At 69.7% G+C, this 19498-nt stretch carries 18 protein-coding genes, 1 pseudogene and 1 riboswitch; of the genes and pseudogenes, 13 read left to right on the top strand and 6 right to left on the bottom strand.

Going from position 1 to position 19498, the window contains the following annotated elements; all coding sequences use genetic code 11:
* Both ABT123_RS09245 and ABT123_RS09250 read right to left on the bottom strand, forming a co-directional pair.
* Positions 1–697 (bottom strand): annotated as a pseudogene (locus tag ABT123_RS09245) (hypothetical protein); the annotation flags it as partial.
* 71 nt (positions 698–768) lie between these two features.
* A complete protein-coding gene (locus ABT123_RS09250) occupies positions 769–1002 on the bottom strand; it encodes a hypothetical protein (protein ID WP_351311367.1) in 234 nt (77 codons plus the stop codon).
* Between the two features lie 133 nt (positions 1003–1135).
* Between ABT123_RS09250 and ABT123_RS09255 the strand changes: the two genes are divergently transcribed.
* Positions 1136–2113, top strand: a complete 978-nt coding sequence (locus ABT123_RS09255; protein ID WP_351311369.1) for a carbohydrate kinase family protein — start codon at positions 1136–1138, stop codon at positions 2111–2113.
* Between the two features lie 367 nt (positions 2114–2480).
* On the opposite strand, the gene ABT123_RS09260 is transcribed toward ABT123_RS09255, so the two are convergent.
* Complete coding sequence (locus ABT123_RS09260; RefSeq protein WP_351311371.1) at positions 2481–3866, bottom strand: cysteine desulfurase/sulfurtransferase TusA family protein; 1386 nt, start codon at positions 3864–3866, stop codon at positions 2481–2483.
* A gap of 283 nt (positions 3867–4149) precedes the next feature.
* Here ABT123_RS09260 and ctaC point away from each other — a divergent pair, with 283 nt between their 5' ends.
* The 4 genes from ctaC to ABT123_RS09280 all read left to right on the top strand — a co-directional run bounded on the left by ctaC (position 4150) and on the right by ABT123_RS09280 (position 8614).
* Positions 4150–5124 carry an aa3-type cytochrome oxidase subunit II gene (ctaC, locus tag ABT123_RS09265; RefSeq protein ID WP_351311373.1) on the top strand — a complete coding sequence of 325 codons (975 nt, stop codon included), beginning with the start codon at positions 4150–4152 and terminating at the stop codon, positions 5122–5124.
* Positions 5121–6854, top strand: a complete 1734-nt coding sequence (ctaD, locus tag ABT123_RS09270) for an aa3-type cytochrome oxidase subunit I (RefSeq protein ID WP_351311375.1) — start codon at positions 5121–5123, stop codon at positions 6852–6854. The genes ctaC and ctaD overlap by 4 nt, the downstream gene beginning before the upstream one ends.
* On the top strand, positions 6851–7249 hold the full coding sequence (locus tag ABT123_RS09275; RefSeq protein WP_351311377.1) for a cytochrome c oxidase subunit 4: 399 nt from the start codon (positions 6851–6853) through the stop codon (positions 7247–7249). The genes ctaD and ABT123_RS09275 overlap by 4 nt, the downstream gene beginning before the upstream one ends.
* 114 nt (positions 7250–7363) lie before the next feature.
* Positions 7364–8614, top strand: a complete 1251-nt coding sequence (locus tag ABT123_RS09280; RefSeq protein ID WP_351311379.1) for a L,D-transpeptidase — start codon at positions 7364–7366, stop codon at positions 8612–8614.
* A 48-nt stretch (positions 8615–8662) separates the two neighbouring features.
* Here the strand turns inward: ABT123_RS09280 and ABT123_RS09285 are convergent, their stop codons facing one another.
* The gene (locus tag ABT123_RS09285; RefSeq protein WP_351311381.1) at positions 8663–9064 is read right to left on the bottom strand and encodes a DNA-binding transcriptional response regulator; all 402 of its coding nucleotides are present in this window, start codon (positions 9062–9064) and stop codon (positions 8663–8665) included.
* A 209-nt stretch (positions 9065–9273) separates the two neighbouring features.
* Between ABT123_RS09285 and ctaE the strand changes: the two genes are divergently transcribed.
* The 6 genes from ctaE to ABT123_RS09315 all read left to right on the top strand — a co-directional run bounded on the left by ctaE (position 9274) and on the right by ABT123_RS09315 (position 16402).
* Positions 9274–9894 carry an aa3-type cytochrome oxidase subunit III gene (gene ctaE / locus ABT123_RS09290; protein ID WP_351311383.1) on the top strand — a complete coding sequence of 207 codons (621 nt, stop codon included), beginning with the start codon at positions 9274–9276 and terminating at the stop codon, positions 9892–9894.
* A gap of 74 nt (positions 9895–9968) precedes the next feature.
* Complete coding sequence (gene qcrC / locus ABT123_RS09295; protein WP_351311384.1) at positions 9969–10778, top strand: cytochrome bc1 complex diheme cytochrome c subunit; 810 nt, start codon at positions 9969–9971, stop codon at positions 10776–10778.
* Entirely contained in the window at positions 10775–11827 is a 1053-nt protein-coding gene (gene qcrA, locus ABT123_RS09300) for a cytochrome bc1 complex Rieske iron-sulfur subunit (RefSeq protein WP_351311386.1), read from the top strand. Before qcrC ends, qcrA begins: the two co-directional genes overlap by 4 nt.
* Complete coding sequence (gene qcrB, locus ABT123_RS09305; RefSeq protein ID WP_351311388.1) at positions 11824–13452, top strand: cytochrome bc1 complex cytochrome b subunit; 1629 nt, start codon at positions 11824–11826, stop codon at positions 13450–13452. Before qcrA ends, qcrB begins: the two co-directional genes overlap by 4 nt.
* 135 nt (positions 13453–13587) lie before the next feature.
* Positions 13588–14652: an anthranilate phosphoribosyltransferase gene (gene trpD / locus ABT123_RS09310; protein ID WP_351311390.1), complete on the top strand. Its 1065-nt coding sequence runs from the start codon at positions 13588–13590 to the stop codon at positions 14650–14652.
* 83 nt (positions 14653–14735) lie between these two features.
* A riboswitch (SAM riboswitch) is annotated at positions 14736–14852 on the top strand.
* Between the two features lie 176 nt (positions 14853–15028).
* Entirely contained in the window at positions 15029–16402 is a 1374-nt protein-coding gene (locus ABT123_RS09315; RefSeq protein ID WP_351311392.1) for an aminotransferase class V-fold PLP-dependent enzyme, read from the top strand.
* A gap of 75 nt (positions 16403–16477) precedes the next feature.
* On the opposite strand, the gene ABT123_RS09320 is transcribed toward ABT123_RS09315, so the two are convergent.
* Both ABT123_RS09320 and ABT123_RS09325 read right to left on the bottom strand, forming a co-directional pair.
* The gene (locus ABT123_RS09320; RefSeq protein WP_150210241.1) at positions 16478–16759 is read right to left on the bottom strand and encodes an Lrp/AsnC family transcriptional regulator; all 282 of its coding nucleotides are present in this window, start codon (positions 16757–16759) and stop codon (positions 16478–16480) included.
* Complete coding sequence (locus ABT123_RS09325) at positions 16756–17478, bottom strand: rhomboid family intramembrane serine protease (protein ID WP_351311393.1); 723 nt, start codon at positions 17476–17478, stop codon at positions 16756–16758. Before ABT123_RS09325 ends, ABT123_RS09320 begins: the two co-directional genes overlap by 4 nt.
* A 130-nt stretch (positions 17479–17608) precedes the next feature.
* Here ABT123_RS09325 and ABT123_RS09330 point away from each other — a divergent pair, with 130 nt between their 5' ends.
* The gene (locus ABT123_RS09330) at positions 17609–17848 is read left to right on the top strand and encodes a hypothetical protein (RefSeq protein ID WP_351311394.1); all 240 of its coding nucleotides are present in this window, start codon (positions 17609–17611) and stop codon (positions 17846–17848) included.
* Between the two features lie 41 nt (positions 17849–17889).
* Positions 17890–19254, top strand: a complete 1365-nt coding sequence (locus ABT123_RS09335; protein ID WP_351311741.1) for an NYN domain-containing protein — start codon at positions 17890–17892, stop codon at positions 19252–19254.
* Positions 19255–19498 lie beyond the last annotated feature (244 nt).

Genomic DNA, 19498 nt, shown 5'->3' on the forward strand with positions numbered 1-19498 from the left:
GCTGGGGGGGGTGCTGGTGGGCCGCCGGGGGGGCGGCCGGCGCGCGCCGCGGCGGCGCGGCGGCCTTCGCCGCCGCCTCGGAGACCGCCGCGCCGGATTGGCCACCCTCCGGGAGCGTGGCGGGGCCGCAGGTGTCCTTGCCCCGTTCACAGTTGTCGCTGCCGCCCTGCTGGGCCCGGCTGAAGCTCCAGGTGCCGGGCGCCTGCCGGGTCACCTGGAGCCGGGGTCCGCCGCCGTCCTGCACCGCGCCGACCTGCCACATCGCACCCGACAGCTGCGGCTTGCCCTCGACACCGAGCGCCGCGGCGAGCCGGGCCACCTCCGCCTCGGTCACCTCGCCGGAGGCCTTGAACACCGGCGCGCTGCCCGGTCCGGCCGGCAGCTGCCCCTTGGCCTCGTACACCACGGAACCGCCGGAGGGGTCGGGCTCGCCGGGGGCGATCCCCGGCGGGGGAGTGGCGCCGGGCGAGGGCATGGCGGATCCGGCCGCCGCCGCGTCCCGGGCTGCCACCGCGGCCGGCCGCTTCTCCCCGCCGTGGGCGCTGGCCGCCCAGTACGCCGTACCGCCGCCGGCGAGCAGCACGGCAGCCGCGACCGCCACGATCGCGGCGGTCGGCCGCCGCCGTACCGCCGTCGAGGTGGGCGCTGTGTCCGTGTCGGTCTCCGTGTCCGGTGTGCCGGACTGCCCGTTGGTCACCGCATCGCTCCTTCGCCTGGCTCGCCGTCCGTGGTGCCAGTGGGACGGAGCAGGCGCGCAACCGGTTCCCTTCAGTCCCCCAGACGGGTGGAGGCGATCAGCCGGGCCGAGGAGGGCGGGACGCTGACCCCGTGGATCTGCGCGGCTGTCACCCGGGCCGGGGCGGGCTCCGTATCGGCCGGCCAGTGCGGGGCCATCCGGGCGCAGTCGCCCAGCAGCCGGGCGAAGCCGGGCCGCCGCAGGGCTTCCGCACTCCGCCCCCGCGCGGTGTACTCGTTGTGACGGATTCCGTCCATGTGCGTCATGAAGGCACCGTAGGCAGGCCGCGGTACGAGGAGAAAGCCCTACTATCGGGTAGTTTCGACCGTTCGGTTGTTCGCGATCGACCGGGTAGCGTGGACTGTCACCCTTGCCGCCCCTTGCAGGAGCATCCACGCCGTGCGTATTGCAGTCACCGGCTCCATCGCCACCGACCACCTCATGACCTTCCCCGGCCGCTTCGCCGACCAGCTGGTCGCGGACCAGCTGCACACGGTCTCCCTCTCCTTCCTCGTCGACAACCTCGACGTACGACGGGGCGGTGTCGGCCCGAACATCTGCTTCGGCATGGGGCAGCTGGGAAGCCGCCCGATCCTGGTCGGCGCCGCCGGCTACGACTTCGACGAGTACCGGGCCTGGCTCGACCGGCACGGCGTCGACACCGAGTCCGTCCGGATCTCCGAGGTGCTGCACACCGCGCGCTTCGTGTGCACCACGGACGCCGACCACAACCAGATCGGCTCCTTCTACACCGGCGCCATGAGCGAGGCCCGGCTGATCGAGCTGCAGGCCGTCGCCGAGCGGGTGGGCAGCCTGGACCTCGTCCTGATCGGTGCGGACGACCCCGAGGCGATGCTGCGCCACACCGAGGAGTGCCGGACCCGGGGCATCCCGTTCGCCGCGGACTTCTCGCAGCAGATCGCCCGCATGGACGGCGAGAACATCCGCACCCTGATGGAGGGCGCGACCTACCTCTTCTCGAACGAGTACGAGAAGGGCCTCATCGAGAGCAAGTCCGGCTGGACCGACGAGGAGATCCTCGGCAAGGTCGGCACCCGGGTCACCACCCTCGGCTCGCGCGGCGTGAAGATCGAGCGCGCGGGCGAGGCGCCGATCCTCGTGGGCTGCCCCGAGGAGACCGCGAAGGTCGACCCGACCGGCGTCGGCGACGCGTTCCGCGCGGGCTTCCTGACCGGGCTCGGCTGGGGCGTCGGCCTGGAGCGCGCCGCGCAGATCGGCTGCATGCTGGCCACCCTCGTGATCGAGACGCTGGGCACCCAGGAGTACGAGCTGAAGCGCGCGCACTTCGTCGAGCGCTTCACCAAGGCGTACGGCAACGAAGCCGCCGCAGAACTCCAGGCCCACTTCTCAGCCTGACCCCGCCACAGGGGCTCCGCCCGGGCCCCGGGGCTGCCCCCCCGGGGGGTGCGGGCTTCGTCCAGCCCCCGCGTTCCGGGGCTCCGCCCCGGGCCCGGCGGTGCGGGCTTCGCCCGGCACCGCGTTTCGGGCGTTCCGAGCCCCGCACCCGCGCGGGCGCGGAGCGCCCAGGGCCGGGGGCTTCGCCCGTGCCCCCGCCCCGCCAGGTGCCGGGCGGAGCCCGGGGCACCCAGGGTGCGGCTGCGGCTGGCGAAGCCCGTGGGGTCCGGGGCGGAGCTCCGGTTTCGGGGAGGGGTGGGGGTCCCCCCAGCGAAGCGAGGGGGAGGGTGGGGGAAAGGCTCCGCGTAGCGGGCCCGGATCCGCCGGGCTAGTGCAGGCGGCGGACGCGGTACGCCGTGCCCCCCGGCGCCGGCTCCTCGCCCAGGTAGGCGTGGCCGCGGATCGCGCACCACGCCGGGATGTCCAGACGCGCCACCTCGTCGTCCGAGAGGACAGTGACCGTCCCCCCGACCGGCACCGTCCCGATCGCCCGCCCCAGCTCGATCACCGGCTGCGGACACAGCAGCCCCAGCGCGTCCACCGTCACCGATTCCGCAGCGCCCACCGGCACCACCGACGACGGCTCCGCGACGCCCAGTTGCTCCCGCACCCCGGCCACCGCCCTCGGCAGTACCTCCAGGAACGCGTTGACCTCCTCCGCCGAGGTCCCCGCCGGCAGCGAGACCCGGACGTTCCCCTCCGACAGCACCCCCATCGCCTTCAGCACATGGCTGGGCGTCAGCGTGGAGCTGGTGCAGGAGGAGCCGGAGGAGACCGAGAACCCCGCCCGGTCCAGCTCGTGCAGCAGCGTCTCGCCGTCGACGTACAGGCAGGAGAAGGTGACCAGATGCGGCAGCCGCCGGACCGGGTCGCCCACCACCTCCACGTCCGGGACCAGGCGGGCCACCCGCCGCCGGATCCGGTCCACCAGCACCCGCAGCCGCGCGGACTCCGCCTCCGCCTCCGCCCGTACCGCCCGCAGCGAGGCCGCCGCGGCCACCACCGCCGGCAGGTTCGGGAAGCCGGGGGAGCGGCCCGACTCCCGTTCGTCGGCGGGCCCTTGGGGCGCGAACCGGACCCCCTTGCGCACCGCCAGCAGGCCGACCCCGGCCGGCCCGCCCCATTTGTGCGCGCTCGCCGCCAGCACCGACCAGCCGCCCTCCACCGGCCCCCAGCCCAGCGACTGGGCCGCATCGACCAGCAGTGGCACCCCGGCGGCGGCGCAGACCTCGGCTACCTCCGCCACCGGCTGCACCGTGCCCACCTCGTGGTTGGCGGACTGCAGGCAGGCCAGCGCGGTGTCCGCGCGGAGCACTTCGGCGTACGAGGCCGCCGCCACCGCGCCCGCCCGGTCCACCGGAACCTCCGTCACCACCCCGCCCCGCGCCTCGTGGGCCTGCGCCGAGTGCAGGACCGAACTGTGTTCGACCGCCGATACGACCAGGTGCCCGCCGACCCGCCGGCGGCCGGCCAGCGCTCCGGCGATCCCCGAGTGAACCGCGTGCGTCCCCGAAGGAGTGAAGACGAGTTCGTCGGGCCGGCACCCCACCGCCTCGGCGGCGGCCTCCCGCGCCGCGTCCAGCAACAGCGCGGCCCGCCGGCCCTCCCGGTAGAGCCGCGCCGGGTCCGCCCAGCCCTCGTCCAGGGAAGCCTGCAGGGCCTGCCGGGCGACCGGGTGCAGCGGGGCGGCGGAGGCGACGTCGAAGTACGGCATCCGGCCACCGTAGAACAGCAGCGGCAGCTGCCAGGTCAGGGGGCGTCAGATGGCTTCCGGAGCCCGCCGTTCAGGGGCGCGCCGGCCGTCCCCCGTACGGCCGAGCCACCCCTTCGGGGGCAGTAGCGGCGCGTTGGGCACCCTCCCCGCGCGACCCCAAATAGCGTCCAGTAGGGTTTGGTCCGCATAAACATCCAAACCCCTGCCTGCGTCAGGGCCGGCGACCGACCCGACAGACGGCCGCGGCCGGCCGCGCGGGCCGAGACTCTCGGGAAGGCGCTACGTGAGTCCCTACGGCTCCGACCGCTCGCCGCGGCGCCCGATGCGGCGGAAGCTGCTGCAGGCGCTGACGGCGGGTGCGGTCCTGGCAACCGCCACCGGTTGCTCGTACACATATAAAGACTTCCCCACCCTCGGTATGCCGGACCCGGTCACCGAGGAGGCGCCGCGCATCCTCTCGCTGTGGCAGGGGTCGTGGGCGGCCGCACTGCTCACGGGCATCCTCGTCTGGGGCCTGATCATCTGGAGTGTGATCTTCCACCGGCGCAGCCGCACCAAGGTGGAGATCCCCCCGCAGACCCGGTACAACATGCCCATCGAGGCCCTGTACACCGTGGTCCCGCTGATCATCGTCTCGGTGCTGTTCTACTTCACCGCCCGCGACGAGTCGAAGCTGCTCGCGCTCACCCCGAAGCCGCCGCACACCATCAACGTGGTCGGCTTCCAGTGGAGCTGGGGCTTCAACTACATCGAGAACGTCGACGGCGACGCGGCGACTCCGAAGGCGGGCGAGGTCCCCAAGGAGCTCGCCTCCATCCCGGACAAGTTCACCAAGGACTTCCCGGCGGGCGCCGAGGGCGTCTACGAGAAGGGCGTCCCGAGCGACCGGAACCCCAAGACGGGCAACCCGGGTCCGACCCTGGTCCTCCCCAAGGGCGAGAAGGTCCGCTTCATCCTTTCGTCGAACGACGTCATCCACTCCTTCTGGGTGGTCCCCTTCCTGTTCAAGCAGGACGTCATCCCGGGCCACACCAACGTCTTCGAGGTCGTCCCGACCGAAGAGGGCGTCTTCATGGGCAAGTGCGCCGAGCTCTGTGGCGTCGACCACTCCCGGATGCTCTTCAACGTGCAGGTCGTCTCGCCGGAGGAGTACCGGGCGTACCTCAAGTCACTGGCCGAGAAGGGGCAGACCGGCTTCCTGCCGGCGGGCATCAAGCAGACTGACCCGGCCCGGAACGCGGAGACGAACAAACTGTGAGCATCCTCAACGAACCTCAGGGTGCCGCCGCAGCCGACTCGTACGAGAACGAGCTGCCGGTACGGCGCAAGCAGCCGGGCAACGTGGTCGTGAAGTGGCTCACCACCACCGACCACAAGACCATCGGTACGCTCTACCTGGTCACCTCGTTCGTGTTCTTCATCATCGGCGGCATCATGGCGCTCTTCATGCGCGCCGAGCTGGCCCGTCCGGGCACGCAGATCATGTCGAACGAGCAGTTCAACCAGGCGTTCACGATGCACGGCACGATCATGCTGCTGATGTTCGCGACGCCGCTGTTCGCCGGATTCGCCAACTGGATCATGCCGCTGCAGATCGGCGCGCCCGACGTGGCGTTCCCGCGGCTGAACATGTTCGCCTACTGGCTGTACCTCTTCGGCTCGACGCTCGCGGTGGCCGGCTTCATCACCCCCTCGGGTGCTGCCGACTTCGGCTGGTTCGCCTACTCCCCGCTGTCGGACGCGGTCCGCTCGCCGGGCATCGGCGCCGACATGTGGATCATGGGTCTGGCCTTCTCGGGCTTCGGCACGATCCTCGGCTCGGTCAACTTCATCACCACGATCATCTGCATGCGCGCTCCGGGCATGACGATGTTCCGCATGCCGATCTTCACCTGGAACGTGCTGCTGACCGGTGTTCTGGTCCTGCTCGCCTTCCCGGTGCTGGCCGCCGCGCTCTTCGCGCTGGAGGCCGACCGGAAGTTCGGTGCACATGTCTTTGACTCGGCCAATGGTGGCGCACTGCTCTGGCAGCACCTCTTCTGGTTCTTCGGCCACCCAGAGGTGTACATCATCGCGCTGCCATTCTTCGGAATCATTTCCGAGGTCATTCCGGTCTTCTCCCGGAAGCCGATGTTCGGTTACATCGGTCTGATCGGCGCGACGATTGCCATTGCCGGTCTTTCCGTGACCGTGTGGGCGCACCACATGTACGTCACCGGCGGTGTGCTGCTGCCGTTCTTCTCCTTCATGACCTTCCTGATCGCGGTACCGACCGGTGTGAAGTTCTTCAACTGGATCGGCACCATGTGGAAGGGCTCGTTGTCCTTCGAGACCCCGATGCTCTGGGCCGTCGGCTTCCTGATCACCTTCACCTTCGGTGGTCTGACCGGCGTCATCCTGGCCTCGCCCCCGATGGACTTCCACGTCTCCGACTCGTACTTCGTCGTCGCGCACTTCCACTACGTCATCTTCGGCACCGTGGTCTTCGCGATGTTCTCCGGCTTCCACTTCTGGTGGCCGAAGTTCACGGGCAAGATGCTGGACGAGCGCCTCGGCAAGATCACCTTCTGGACCCTGTTCGTGGGCTTCCACGGCACGTTCCTGGTGCAGCACTGGCTGGGTGCCGAGGGCATGCCGCGCCGCTACGCGGACTACCTCGCGGCCGACGGCTTCACCACGCTGAACACCATCTCCACGATCAGCTCCTTCCTGCTCGGCCTGTCGATGCTTCCCTTCATGTACAACGTGTGGAAGACCGCCAAGTACGGCAAGAAGATCGAGGTCGACGACCCGTGGGGCTACGGCCGTTCGCTCGAGTGGGCGACCTCCTGCCCGCCGCCGCGGCACAACTTCCTCACCCTGCCGCGGATCCGTTCCGAATCCCCGGCCTTCGACCTGCACCACCCGGAGATCGCGGCCCTCGAGCACCTCGAGGACCACAGCACCGTGGCCCCGGCCGTCACCGGTGGCAAGGAGGCCGGCAAGTGAAGATCCAGGGCAAGATGTTCCTCTGGCTCTCCGCCTTCATTCTGATCATGGCCGTCGTGTACGGCGTGTGGTCGAAGGAGCCGGTCGGCACCACCGCACTGTTCCTGGCCTTCGGCCTGAGCATCATGATCGGCTACTACCTGGCCTTCACGGCCAAGCGTGTGGACGAGATGGCCCAGGACAACAAGGAGGCCGACGTCGCGGACGAGGCCGGCGAGCTGGGCTTCTTCGCCCCGCACAGCTGGCAGCCGCTCTCGCTGGCCGTCGGTGGCGCGCTGGCCTTCAGCGGCGTCGTCTTCGGCTGGTGGCTGATGTACTTCTCGGCTCCGGTCATCCTGATCGGCCTGTGGGGCTGGGTGTACGAGTACTACCGCGGCGAGAACCAGAACCAGTAGAACGCCCCCGCGGCATTCGAACATGGGGCCCGGACACCTCTTCGGAGGAGTCCGGGCCCCTCGTTTGCAGTCACATCGCGCGACGGATTGCCGATCTGTTCATAGCGTGGCCTCATGAGTCACACACCGCGTCTTTGGACGGTAGTCAGCTGCTCCCTGCTGGTCGCGTCCCTCGGGGCCGGCGCCACCGCCTGCGCCGGCGGCGACAACCCGTTGTCCGCCAACCCCTACGACGCGGCCGGTCAGGTCGCCTTCAACCAGTCCGCGGGCAGCCGTCCCGTCGACCCCGACCGGCCGCTGGAGGTGACCGCCAAGGGCGTGAAGGGCAGCCGGATCACCGATGTGACGGCCGTGGACAGCCACGGCCGCCGCCTGGCGGGCGAACTCACCGCCAAGGGGGACCGCTGGCACAGCACCGTGCCGCTGGCCGCAGGTGTCCGCTACACGGTCACCGTCGCCACCGAAAACGAGCGCGGGGCTCCCGGGCAGCGCAGGCTGTCCTTCGAGACCACCCCGGCCAAGAAGCTCCTCAAGGTCGAATTCGGCCCGCAGGACGGCACGTACGGGGTCGGACAGCCCATCATCGCCGAACTCAACGAACCCGTGAAGGACAAGACGTCCCGCGCCCTGGTCGAACGGGCCCTGGTCGTCGACACCAAGCCCGGACGGGTCGAGGGCTCCTGGTACTGGGTGGACGACAGCCGCCTGCACTTCCGACCGAAGGAGTACTGGCCCGCCAACTCCAGCGTCTCCGTACGGAGCAACCTGGAGGGCATCCGGATCGGCAAGGACCTGCACGGTGCCGCCTCCAAGCCGGTGAAGCTGGACATCGGCGACCGGGTCGAGGTCATCACCGACGCCTCCGCGCACTGGCTCACGTTCAAGCGCAACGGCGAAGTGGTCACCGGCATCCCGGTCACCACCGGAAAGCCCGGCTTCGCCACCCGCAACGGCACCAAGGTGGTCCTCGGCAAGCAGTACTACGTCCGGATGCGCGGCGACACCGTCGGCATCGGCGGCAGCGAGTACTACAACCTGGACGTCTACTGGGCGACGCGCGTCACCTGGAGTGGTGAATACGTCCACGCCGCACCCTGGTCCATCAACGCCCACGGCAGCCGCAACGTCAGCCACGGCTGCACCGGCATGAGCACCGGCAACGCCGCCTGGTTCTTCGAGAACATCCGCGAGGGCGACGTCGTCACCGTCGTCAACAGCATCGGGCCGGAGATGGACACCTTCGGCAACGGCTACGGCGACTGGAACCTGGACTGGGAGGACTGGAAGGAGGGCAGTGCCCTCCTCAAGGGCACCCAGGAAGGCCGCAGCCCCGTCGACTCGGCGCGACTGCGACCCCAGGTGTAGGACGGCCCGTAGGACGGCCGAACCGGGTCCCGTCCGGGACCCGGTCGGTCAGGAGTTCACGGACAGCCGTGCCCTCAGAAGAGTGGCCAGGGCGTCGGGGAAGGAGACCGGGTCCACCGGAAGGGTCACCGTGGCGTCCGCACGGCTCCAGGTGGCCAGCCAGGCGTCCTGCGGGCGCCCGATGAGCAGCAGCACCGGCGGGCACCGGAAGATCTCGTCCTTGATCTGCCGGCACACCCCCATGCCCCCGGCCGGAACCGCCTCCCCGTCGAGCACGCACACGTCGATCCCGCCCTGCTCCAGCTCCGTCAGGACGGCAGCCAGGGTGGCGCACTCCAGGTAGTCCACCGGAGGCAGGTCCGCGGCGGGCCGGCGCCCGGCCGCGAGCCGCACCTGCTCCCGGGTGTTGGCGTCATCGCTGTAGACCAGAACCCGCGCAGTCGCCCGCATTTGTTCCTCCACGTGTCACATGAATCACGTTGATGATGCGCCGGATGCTACTCCGTCCGATGTCCCGTCAACATCGGTTCCGCCACCCCGGTGATCACTCTGCGAGCAGCGTCCGGCAGCTGATCTGATGGGCCGTTCGGGCAGTGCACACCCCCCGGACACTCCGAACGGCACCCCCCGGGGTGAGGGCGGGATAAGCGACCGACATAATGTCGGTCGTGGCGACAGCAACGACAGTAGATACCGGGCACGCGCACCCGACGGTCAACAGGCCGAACCTCGTCAGCGTCGGAACCATCATCTGGTTGAGTTCCGAGCTGATGTTCTTCGCGGCCCTCTTCGCGATGTACTTCACCCTGCGATCCGTGATGGGCGCCGAGTACTGGACAGAACAGGCCTCGACCCTGAATCTGCCCTTCTCGGCGACGAACACCACGATCCTGGTGCTCTCCTCCCTCACCTGCCAGCTCGGCGTATTCGCCGCCGAGCGCGGTGATGTGAAGAAGCTCCGGACGTGGTTCATCATCACGTTCGTCATGGGTGCGATCTTCATTGGCGGCCAGGTGTTCGAGTACACCGAGCTGGTCAAGCACGAGGGCATGAGCCTCTCGTCCGGTCCGTACGGTTCGGTCTTCTACCTGACCACCGGCTTCCACGGACTGCACGTGACGGGCGGACTCATCGCCTTCCTGCTTGTCCTCGGCCGGACGTACGCGGCCAAGAGGTTCACCCACGAACAGGCGACCTCGGCCATCGTCGTGTCCTACTACTGGCACTTCGTCGATGTCGTCTGGATCGGCCTCTTCGCCACGATCTACCTGATCAAGTAGCGAACACGTCGCCGGGTCCGGCCCGGCATCATCCAGAAACACCGACGCAGAAGATCCTGACACCGGGGTAATCCGTGAAAAAGCTCTCCGCACGACGACGCCATCCGCTGGCGGCGGTCGTCGTTCTACTCCTCGCGCTGGCGGCCACTGGGGGGCTGTACGCCGCCTTCGCGCCCGCGGGCAAGGCGCAGGCCGATGAAACCGCCCAGTCCCTCGCCATCGAGGAGGGCGCCAAGCTCTACGCCGTGGGTTGCGCAAGCTGCCACGGAACCGGCGGTCAGGGTTCCTCTGACGGCCCGAGCCTGGTGGGCGTCGGCTCCGCAGCCGTCGACTTCCAGGTGAGCACGGGCCGCATGCCCGCCCAGCAGCCCAGCGCCCAGGTGCCGGCGAAGCCCAAGATCTACACCCAGGCCCAGATCGACCAGCTGGCCGCGTACATCGCCTCCCTCGGTGCCGGCCCGATCACGCCGACCGAGAAGCAGTACGACCCGGCAGGTGCCGACATCGCCAAGGGTGGCGAGCTGTTCCGCAACAACTGCGCGCAGTGCCACAACTTCACCGGCGAGGGTGGTGCGCTCACGCACGGCAAGTACGCCCCCAACCTCGAGGGCGTCGAGCCGAAGCACATCTACGAGGCCATGCTCACCGGCCCGCAGAACATGCCTTCCTTCCCGGACTCGACCATGCCGGAGCAGGCAAAGAAGGACATCATCGCGTACCTCCAGCACGTGAACGGCGAGTACTCGACCAACCCGGGCGGCCTCAAGCTCGGCGGCCTCGGCCCCGTGTCCGAGGGTCTGTTCGGCTGGGTGTTCGGTCTGGGTGCGCTGATCGCTGTCGCCGTCTGGGTCGGGGCCCACACCGCTAAGGCCAAGAAGTCATGAGTAGCCAAGACATTCCCGAAGAGAACCTGCCGACTGCGCAGGACGCCCACCACGGTGGCGTAGCGGTTGCGGACAACCCGTTCGCCGACCCGGGCCTGCCGGCCCACAAGCCGCGTATCCAGGACATCGACGAGCGGGCCGCCAAGCGCTCCGAGCGTACGGTCGCGCTGCTGTTCACGCTGTCGATGCTCGCGACCGTCGGCTTCATCGCCTCGTTCGTGATCTTCCCGGTCGACAAGATCGTGTTCATCTGGCCCATCGGCAAGGTGAGCGCGCTCAACTTCGCCCTGGGCATGACCCTGGGCACGGCCCTGTTCTGCATCGGCGCCGGCGCGGTCCACTGGGCCCGCACCCTGATGTCCGATGAAGAGGTCGCCGACGAGCGCCACCCGATCGCCGCCCCGGCGGACGTCAAGGCCAAGGTCCTCGAGGACTTCGCCGACGGTGCCCGCGAGTCCGACATCGGCCGCCGGAAGCTGATCCGCAACACGATGTACGGCGCGCTGGCCATGGTGCCGCTCAGCGGTGTGGTGCTGCTGCGCGACCTGGGTCCGCTGCCGGAGCTGAAGCTCCGCAAGACCGTCTGGGCGAAGGGCAAGCTGCTCATCAACCAGAACACCATGGAGCCGCTGCGTCCCGAGGACGTGCTGGTCGGCTCCCTGACCTTCGCCAAGCCGGAAGGCCTGGAGGAGGACTCGCACGACTACATGCAGCAGATCGCCAAGGCTGCCCTGATGATCGTCCGGATTCAGCCGGAGGACATCAAGGACAAGCAGGAGCTGGAGTGGTCCCACGACGGGATCGTGGCCTACTCGAAGATCTGCACCCACGTCGGCTGCCCGATCAGCCTGTACGAGCAGCAGACGCACCACGTGCTCTGCCCGTGCCACCAGTCCACTTTCGACCTCTCCGACGGCGGCCGTGTCATCTTCGGTCCGGCCGGTCACGCGCTGCCGCAGCTGCGGATCGGTGTGAATGACGAAGGCTTCCTCGAAGCGCTCGGCGACTTCGCGGAGCCCGTCGGTCCTGCATTCTGGGAGCGCGGATGAGCACTGCCACCGATACGACGGAGCGCAAAGCGCCGCGCGGCGAGCGCGTAGCCGACTGGGCGGACGGCCGCCTGGGCATCTACAGCCTCGCCAAGGCGAACATGCGCAAGATCTTCCCGGACCACTGGTCCTTCATGCTGGGTGAGATCTGCCTCTACAGCTTCATCATCATCATCCTCACGGGTGTGTACCTGACGCTGTTCTTCCACCCGAGCATGAACGAGGTCGTGTACCACGGCTCGTACGTGCCGATGCAGGGCGTCCGGATGTCCGAGGCCTTCGCCTCGACCCTGGACATCAGCTTCGACGTCCGCGGCGGTCTGCTCATCCGGCAGATCCACCACTGGGCGGCCCTGATCTTCGTCGCCGCGATGCTCGTGCACATGATGCGCGTGTTCTTCACCGGCGCGTTCCGCAAGCCGCGCGAGGTCAACTGGGTCTTCGGCTTCCTGCTGCTGGTCCTCGGCATGTTCACCGGTTTCACCGGTTACTCCCTGCCGGACGACCTGCTCTCGGGCACCGGTGTCCGCTTCATGGAGGGCGCGATCCTGTCCGTGCCGATCGTCGGCACGTACCTGTCGTTCTTCCTCTTCGGCGGCGAGTTCCCCGGCCACGACTTCGTGGCCCGGTTCTACTCGATCCACATCCTGCTGCTGCCGGGCATCATGCTGGGTCTGGTGGTCGCCCACCTGATCCTCGTCGTGTACCACAAGCACACCCAGTACCCGGGCCCGGGCAAGACGAACAACAACGTCGTCGGCATGCCGCTGCTGCCGGTCTACATGGCCAAGGCCGGAGGCTTCTTCTTCCTGGTCTTCGGTGTCATCGCGGCCATCGCCGGCATCGCCTCGATCAACCCGATCTGGGCGCTCGGCCCGTACGTCCCGGACCACGTGTCCACGGGCGCACAGCCCGACTGGTACATGGGCTTCTCCGAGGGTCTGATCCGTGCCATGCCGGGCTGGGAGATCAACCTGTGGGGCCACACCCTCGTCCTGGGCGTGTTCATCCCGCTGGTGATCTTCCCGCTGGTCCTGGTCGCGATCGCGGTGTACCCGTTCATCGAGTCCTGGGTCACCGGTGACAAGCGCGAGCACCACATCCTGGACCGCCCGCGCAACGCTCCGACCCGTACCGCCTTCGGTGTGGCCTGGCTGACCTGGTACGTCATCCTGCTGATCGCCGGTGGAAACGACATGTTCGCGCAGTTCTTCCACCTCTCGATCAACGGCATCACCTGGTTCGCCCGGATCGGCTTCTTCCTCGGCCCGGTCGTCGCCTTCGTGATCACCAAGCGGATCTGCCTCGGCCTGCAGCGCCGGGACCGGGACAAGGTGCTGCACGGTCGCGAGACCGGCATCATCAAGCGCCTGCCGCACGGTGAGTTCGTCGAGGTCCACGAGCCGCTCTCGCAGGCCCAGCTGCACACGCTGACCCAGCACGAGCAGTACAAGCCGGCCGAGATCGGCCCGACGGTCGACGAGAACGGTGTGGAGCGCAAGGTGACACTTACCGAGAAGCTTCGCTCTAAGCTGAGCAAGGGCTTCTACGGCGAGGGAACGCAGATCGAGAAGCCCTCTGTCGAGGAATACAAGGAGATTCAGAGCGGCCACGGCCACCACTGAAGCCTGATTCCGGCTGAAAACTGATCGCCACGGCAAGAGCCCCGTCCAGGGTCTGGACGGGGCTCTTTGCCGTCCTCCGCAGCTGGCTAGGCTTGAGCTCTCATCAATCGGACTGTGGACCCAGGAGCGAGGACCATGAACGTTGTGACCCCGGCAGGCGGCGGCAGCGTGGCGGACAGGTCCTGGCCGTCCGTCCTCGACGCCCTCCTCACCGGCACCGACCTGTCCGCCGACGACACGGCCTGGGCCATGGACCGGATCATGCGCGGGGAGGCGACCGACGCCCAGATCGCCGGCTTCGCGGTGGCCCTGCGGGCCAAGGGCGAGACGGTGGCGGAGATCAACGGCCTGGTCCGCGCCATGTACGCGCACGCCAACCTGATCGAGGTCCCGGGCCGCACCGTGGACATCGTCGGCACCGGCGGAGACGGTGCGAAGACCGTCAACATCTCCACCATGTCCTCGATCGTGGTGGCCGGTACGGGCGCCAAGGTGGTCAAGCACGGCAACCGGGCGGCGTCCTCCGCGAGCGGTGCCTCCGACGTGCTGGAGAAGCTCGGCGTCAACCTGGACCTGACCCCCGCACGGGTGGCGGAGGTCGCCGAGCAGGCCGGCATCACCTTCTGCTTCGCGGTCAAGTTCCACCCGGCGCTGCGGCATGTCGCCGCCGCCCGCAAGGAGCTGGGCATCCGCACCACCTTCAACTTCCTGGGCCCGCTGACCAACCCGGCCAAGGTCCGCGCCCAGGCGACCGGTGTCGCCGACGCCCGGATGGCCCCCATCGTGGCGGGTGTCCTCGCCGAGCGCGGCTCCTCGGCGCTGGTCTTCCGCGGGGACGACGGCCTGGACGAGCTGACCACCACGGCCACTTCCCGGGTCTGGTGGGTCCGGGACGGCCGGGTCCACGAGCAGGCCTTCGACCCCCGGGACGTCGGCATCCCGCTGGTCGACGTCTCCGAGCTCCGCGGCGCCGACGCCTCGTACAACGCGGACGTCGCCCGCCGGCTGCTGGCCGGCGAGACCGGCCCGGTCCGGGACGCGGTGCTGCTGAACTCGGCGACGGCGCTGGTCGCGCTCGACCCCTCCACCGGCACCCTGGAGGAGCAGCTGGCGGCCGGCATCGCCCGGGCCGCCGAGTCCATCGACTCCGGCGCGGCCCGAGCGGCCCTGGAGCGCTGGGTGGCCGCCAGCAACGCCTGACGGGGCAGCCGCACGCCGGGCCCCGGTCCGCATCCTGGACCGGGGTCTTGCGTCCGGCGGATCTTGTGGCAGGATGCTGGGCAGGTCACGAGTGACAGCGTTTTGGCCCCGGCTTGCTGTCCGGCAACCCTCCTTCCGTGGCGGGGTGCCCCGGGTGATGACCAGGCCGTAGGCAGCGAGGTCTACGGCAAGCGCGGATCCCTCGACACCAGGGGTCCTGGTCTCTCGAGGAGTTTTTTCCGTGAGCAAGCGAATGCGATAGGCGCGTAGCGCCCCTTTCTTCACCCACCCGTTCCGCCGCGCAGCGCACGGCACCCGTGTATCCGGCGACGGGCCATCGAAGCCATTCACCCCTGCCTGCCCGGGAGATATCGCCATGTCCGCGACCCTGAACACCGCCATCGCTGCCACCGCCACGACCGTTTCCGAGCCGCTGCCGGTGCTCGGCCGGGATGTCACCGTCCCGCTCGTCACCGGCGGCGAGGTCGGCTACGCCGCCCTCGACTACGCGGCCAGCGCCCCGGCCCTGCAGCGGGTCTGGGACGACGTCGCCGCGTACGCCCCGTACTACGGCAGCGTGCACCGCGGAGCCGGCTACCTCTCCCAGCTGTCCACCGACCTCTTCGAGCAGAGCCGGGTCACCGTCGCCGAGTTCCTGGACTGCCGGCCCGCCGATCAGGTGATCTTCACCCGGTCCACCACCGACTCGCTGAACCTGCTGGCCGCCGCCCTCCCGGCCGACTGCCAGGTCTTCGTCTTCGAGACCGAGCACCACGCCTCGCTGCTCCCGTGGCGCGACGCCCGGGTCACCTACCTCAACGCCCCGCGCACCCCCGGCCAGGCCGTCGCCACCCTGGAGCGGGCGCTTGCCGAGCGGGAGCCCTACGGGCCCGCCCTGGTGTGCGTCACCGGTGCTTCCAACGTCACCGGGGAGCTGTGGCCGGTGAAGGAGCTGGCCGCCGCCGCGCACGCGCACGGCGCCCGCATCGTCCTGGACGCCGCCCAACTGGCCCCGCACCACCCGGTGTCCGTGCAGGAGCTGGACGTGGACTGGGTCGCCTTCTCCGGCCACAAGCTGTACGCGCCGTTCGGCTCGGGCGTGCTGGCCGGCCGCGCGGACTGGCTGCAGGAGGCCGACCCGTACCTGGCGGGCGGCGGCGCCTCCCGCCGGGTGGCCCGGCGCGAGGACGGCGGGGTGGACGTCGACTGGCACACCACGGCCGCCCGCCACGAGGCCGGTTCCCCGAACGTGATCGGCGTCTACTCCATCGCCTCGGCCTGCCGGGCCCTCAACGAGGCCGGCTTCGAGCGCCTGGTCGCCCGCGAGCAGCAGCTCATCGCCACGGTCCGGGCAGGTCTGGCGGAGGTCCCCGAGGTCCGGGTCCTCTCCCTCTTCGGGGACGACGCGCCGCGGGTGGGCGTCATCTCCTTCGTGGTGGAGGGCTGGAACAGCTCGCACTTCGCGGCGGCGCTCTCGGCCGAGTACGGCATCGGCGTCCGCGACGGCCTGTTCTGCGCCCACCCGCTGGTCCGCACCCTGCTCGGCAGCGAGCCGCAGGAGCCGGGCGAATGCGGCGCCCCGGAGGCCGCCCCGGGCGAACGCTCCCTGAACGCGATCCGCGTCAGCTTCGGCGCGGGCACCCCGGACGAGCACGTGGAACGCTTCGTGGCCGCGGTCCGCGAACTGGTCACCGCCGGCGCCAAGTGGCAGTACCGCACGGAAGAAGGCCGCTGCGTGCCGGTTTCCTGACGCGCCCCCGAGTCGCCCTGAACGCGCGGCCCCGCTCCTGGGGAGCGGGGCCGGGGGTTCGGGCGGAGCGCAGCGTTACGCGTCGAGGCCGATCGCGAAGGCCGCTTCCAGGTCGTGCTGCGAGTAGGTGCGGAACGCGACGTGCGTGTCCGTCGCCTCGACGCCCTGGATCTTGCTGATGCTGCCGGGGATGATGTCCGCCAGGTCGTCGTGGCGGGCCACCCGGACCAGGGCGATCAGGTCGTAGGTACCGGTCACCGAGTAGACCTCGCTGACGTTCTCCAGCCGGGCGATCGACTCGGCGATCTCGGGAATGCGGTCCACGCTGGTCTTGATGAGCACGATCGCGGTGATCACGGCTGGCTGTCTCCCTCGGTGGCCGTCGCTGGTCGCCTCACTCTATCCATATGCCGGTACCGCACCCAGGCGTACAGGAACCCCATCGAGAACCCGACCAGGTGGGCCAGGTAGGCGACGCCCGGCCCGCTGCCCGCGCGGTGCGCCGCGAACCACTGGAGGGCGAACCAGAACAGCAGCACCATCCAGGCCGGGAAGCGCAGCGGCAGGAAGAACAGGAACGGGAACAGGCTGGTCACCCGGGCGCGCGGGAACAGGCAGAGGAAGGCGCCCAGCACCGCCGAGATCGCCCCGGACGCCCCCACCAGGGTCTCCGTCGTGGCCGCGTTGGCCGCCGCGTACGCCACCAGCGACAGGTAGCCCGTACAGAGGGAGAAGAGCAGGAACTCCGCCCGGCCCATCCGTTCCTCCGTCATCGCGCCGAAGACGTAGAGGAACAGCATGTTCCCCAGCAGGTGCAGCCAGCTGCCGTGGATGAAGAGCGCCGTCAGCGGGGTCAGCAGCTCCCGCCCGGTGCCGGTGAACAGCTCGGCGGGGACCACGCCCCAGCGCCGGAAATACGCCGTCCCGGCCGCCTCCAGGGCCTCGCCCGTCCCGTAGCCGGGATTTATGCCGGAGGCCGGGCCGAGCAGGAAGACCACGCCGCAGCCTGCGATGAGCGCGTACGTGACCACCGGGCCCCGGGCGGCCTCGCGCACGGTCCGCCACCTTACGATCATGCCAAGAGCATGGCGTAACCGGACGGATACCGATCGCATGCCCCGCCGATGCCGGGCGGGCCGTAGGGTTACGTGCTGCCGCCCGCAAGGCGGTTTACTTGAATGAGCGACGAAGGAGAGAGACGGCCCGATGACGGTTCCCCTGCCGACCGCCACCACCCGGTGGCGCTGCACCCTGTGCGGCAACCTCACCCGATTCGACGTCACCCGCTCCTCGAAAGTCGTGGAGTACGTCCATCTCGACCTGGCCGGTGAGCCCAAGGTCGAGGAGCGCGAGGTGGTCAATGAGACCATCGAATCGGTCCGCTGCCGCTGGTGCAACGCGGTGGACCAGATCGAACTCGTGGACAGGCCGGGCTCGGACTCCTGAGGGAGCCGGGGGCCGAACAGTAGGAACGGTAGAGGTGACGGATTGTGGAGCCAGCGAGCGGCGCTGAGCCGGCCGGTGCGGCCGGCGACGCCGCGGAGGTCCTCGACCGCCCGCTGCCGGAAGGCGTGCGGCGCCGGGTCGTTGCGCTCGTCTCGGACGCCTTCGGCGGCCTGACGGTCGCCGACCTGCCCGCGCAGCTGCGCCAGTACGCCCGGTTCACCCCCACCCGCCGTGCCAAGTTCGCCGGCAACGCCATGGCCGCGGCCGTCGAGTCGGACGCGGTGTTCCGCGGCCGGGTCGCCGAGAAGGTCCGCGAGGCGCAGCCGGAACTGGCCGGCGCCCTCGACGCGGGTGCTCCGCCGGCCGCCGCCGACCCGCTGGACGTGGCGGCTGCCGCGTACGTACTGCGCCCGGTCGGCTGGGTGAAGCTGGTGGCCGCCGCCGGTGAGGAGGCGCAGCGCGTCGACGCCGAACGGGTCGGCGAGGAGAGCCGGCGCGAGCTGGAGCGGCTGCGCGAGGAGCTGGCCGCCGCCCGGGAGGCGCAGCGTACCGGCGGGGAACAGCTGCGCATCGAGCTGGACACCGCCCGCAAGGAAGCCGAATCGCTTCAGCGAAAGCTCCGCAGTGCACTCAGCGATGTGAAGCGCGGCGAGGCCGCGCTGCGCAAGACCGCATCCGAGATCGAGGGCATCCGCAGCGAGGCGGCGGCCCAGGTGGCCGCCGCGGAGAGCGAGAGCCGGCGGCTCAAGTCGCGCCTGGGGGAGACCGAGGCGGCCCTGGAGGCCTCCCGGCGGGCCACCCGGGAGGGCCGCAGTGTGGAGGACATGCGGCTGCGGCTGTTGCTGGACACCGTGCTGGACGCGGCCCAGGGGCTGCGCCGGGAGCTGGCGCTGCCGCCGGTGTCGACCCGCCCGGCCGATACGGTCGATGCGGTGGAGCCGGGCCGGATGACCCCGAAGGACATTGCGGCGCGGGCCCTGTCGGAGACCGATCCGGCGCTGCTGGACCAGTTGCTGGCGCTCCCTCAGGCGCATCTGGTGGTGGACGGCTACAACGTGACCAAGACCGGCTATCCGACGATGCCGCTGGAGAAGCAGCGGCTGCGGCTGCTGGGCGGGCTGTCGATGCTGGCCGCCCAGACCGGTGCCGAGATGACCTGTGTCTTCGACGGGGCCGAGCTGGCCGCCCCGGTGCTGCTGGCGCCGCCGCGCGGGGTGCGGGTGCTGTTCTCCAAGCCCGGGGTGACGGCCGACGAGCTGATCCGGCAGCTGGTGCGGGCCGAGCCGCCCGGCCGTCCGGTGGTCGTGGTGTCCGCGGACCGCGAGGTCGCCGACGGGGTGGCGCAGGCCGGTGCCCGGCCGGTCGCCTCGGTGCTGCTGCTGAAGCGGCTTTCGCGCGTCTCGTAACGCAAGTGACGCTTGCAACTCCTGCACCGAATGTCCGAATTGACCCCACGGTCTGGGGACGGTGGGTCAATTCACCGACACGCAGCGTGCTATGAAGGTAAAGAAGCTGGTCGCGCAATGGATTTTTGCTCGCCAGGATTTGAACTGATCACAGCTGGGTCACTAGGGTCTGGCCCAAACCTTCGTGCGGTTGACCACTCGTCCGGGTGGCGGGCGAAGGTGCTGCCGAGTGTGCGTGCTCCGG

It is taken from the genome of Streptomyces sp. NPDC002054 (assembly GCF_040296685.1).
Taxonomy (GTDB): domain Bacteria; phylum Actinomycetota; class Actinomycetes; order Streptomycetales; family Streptomycetaceae; genus Streptomyces.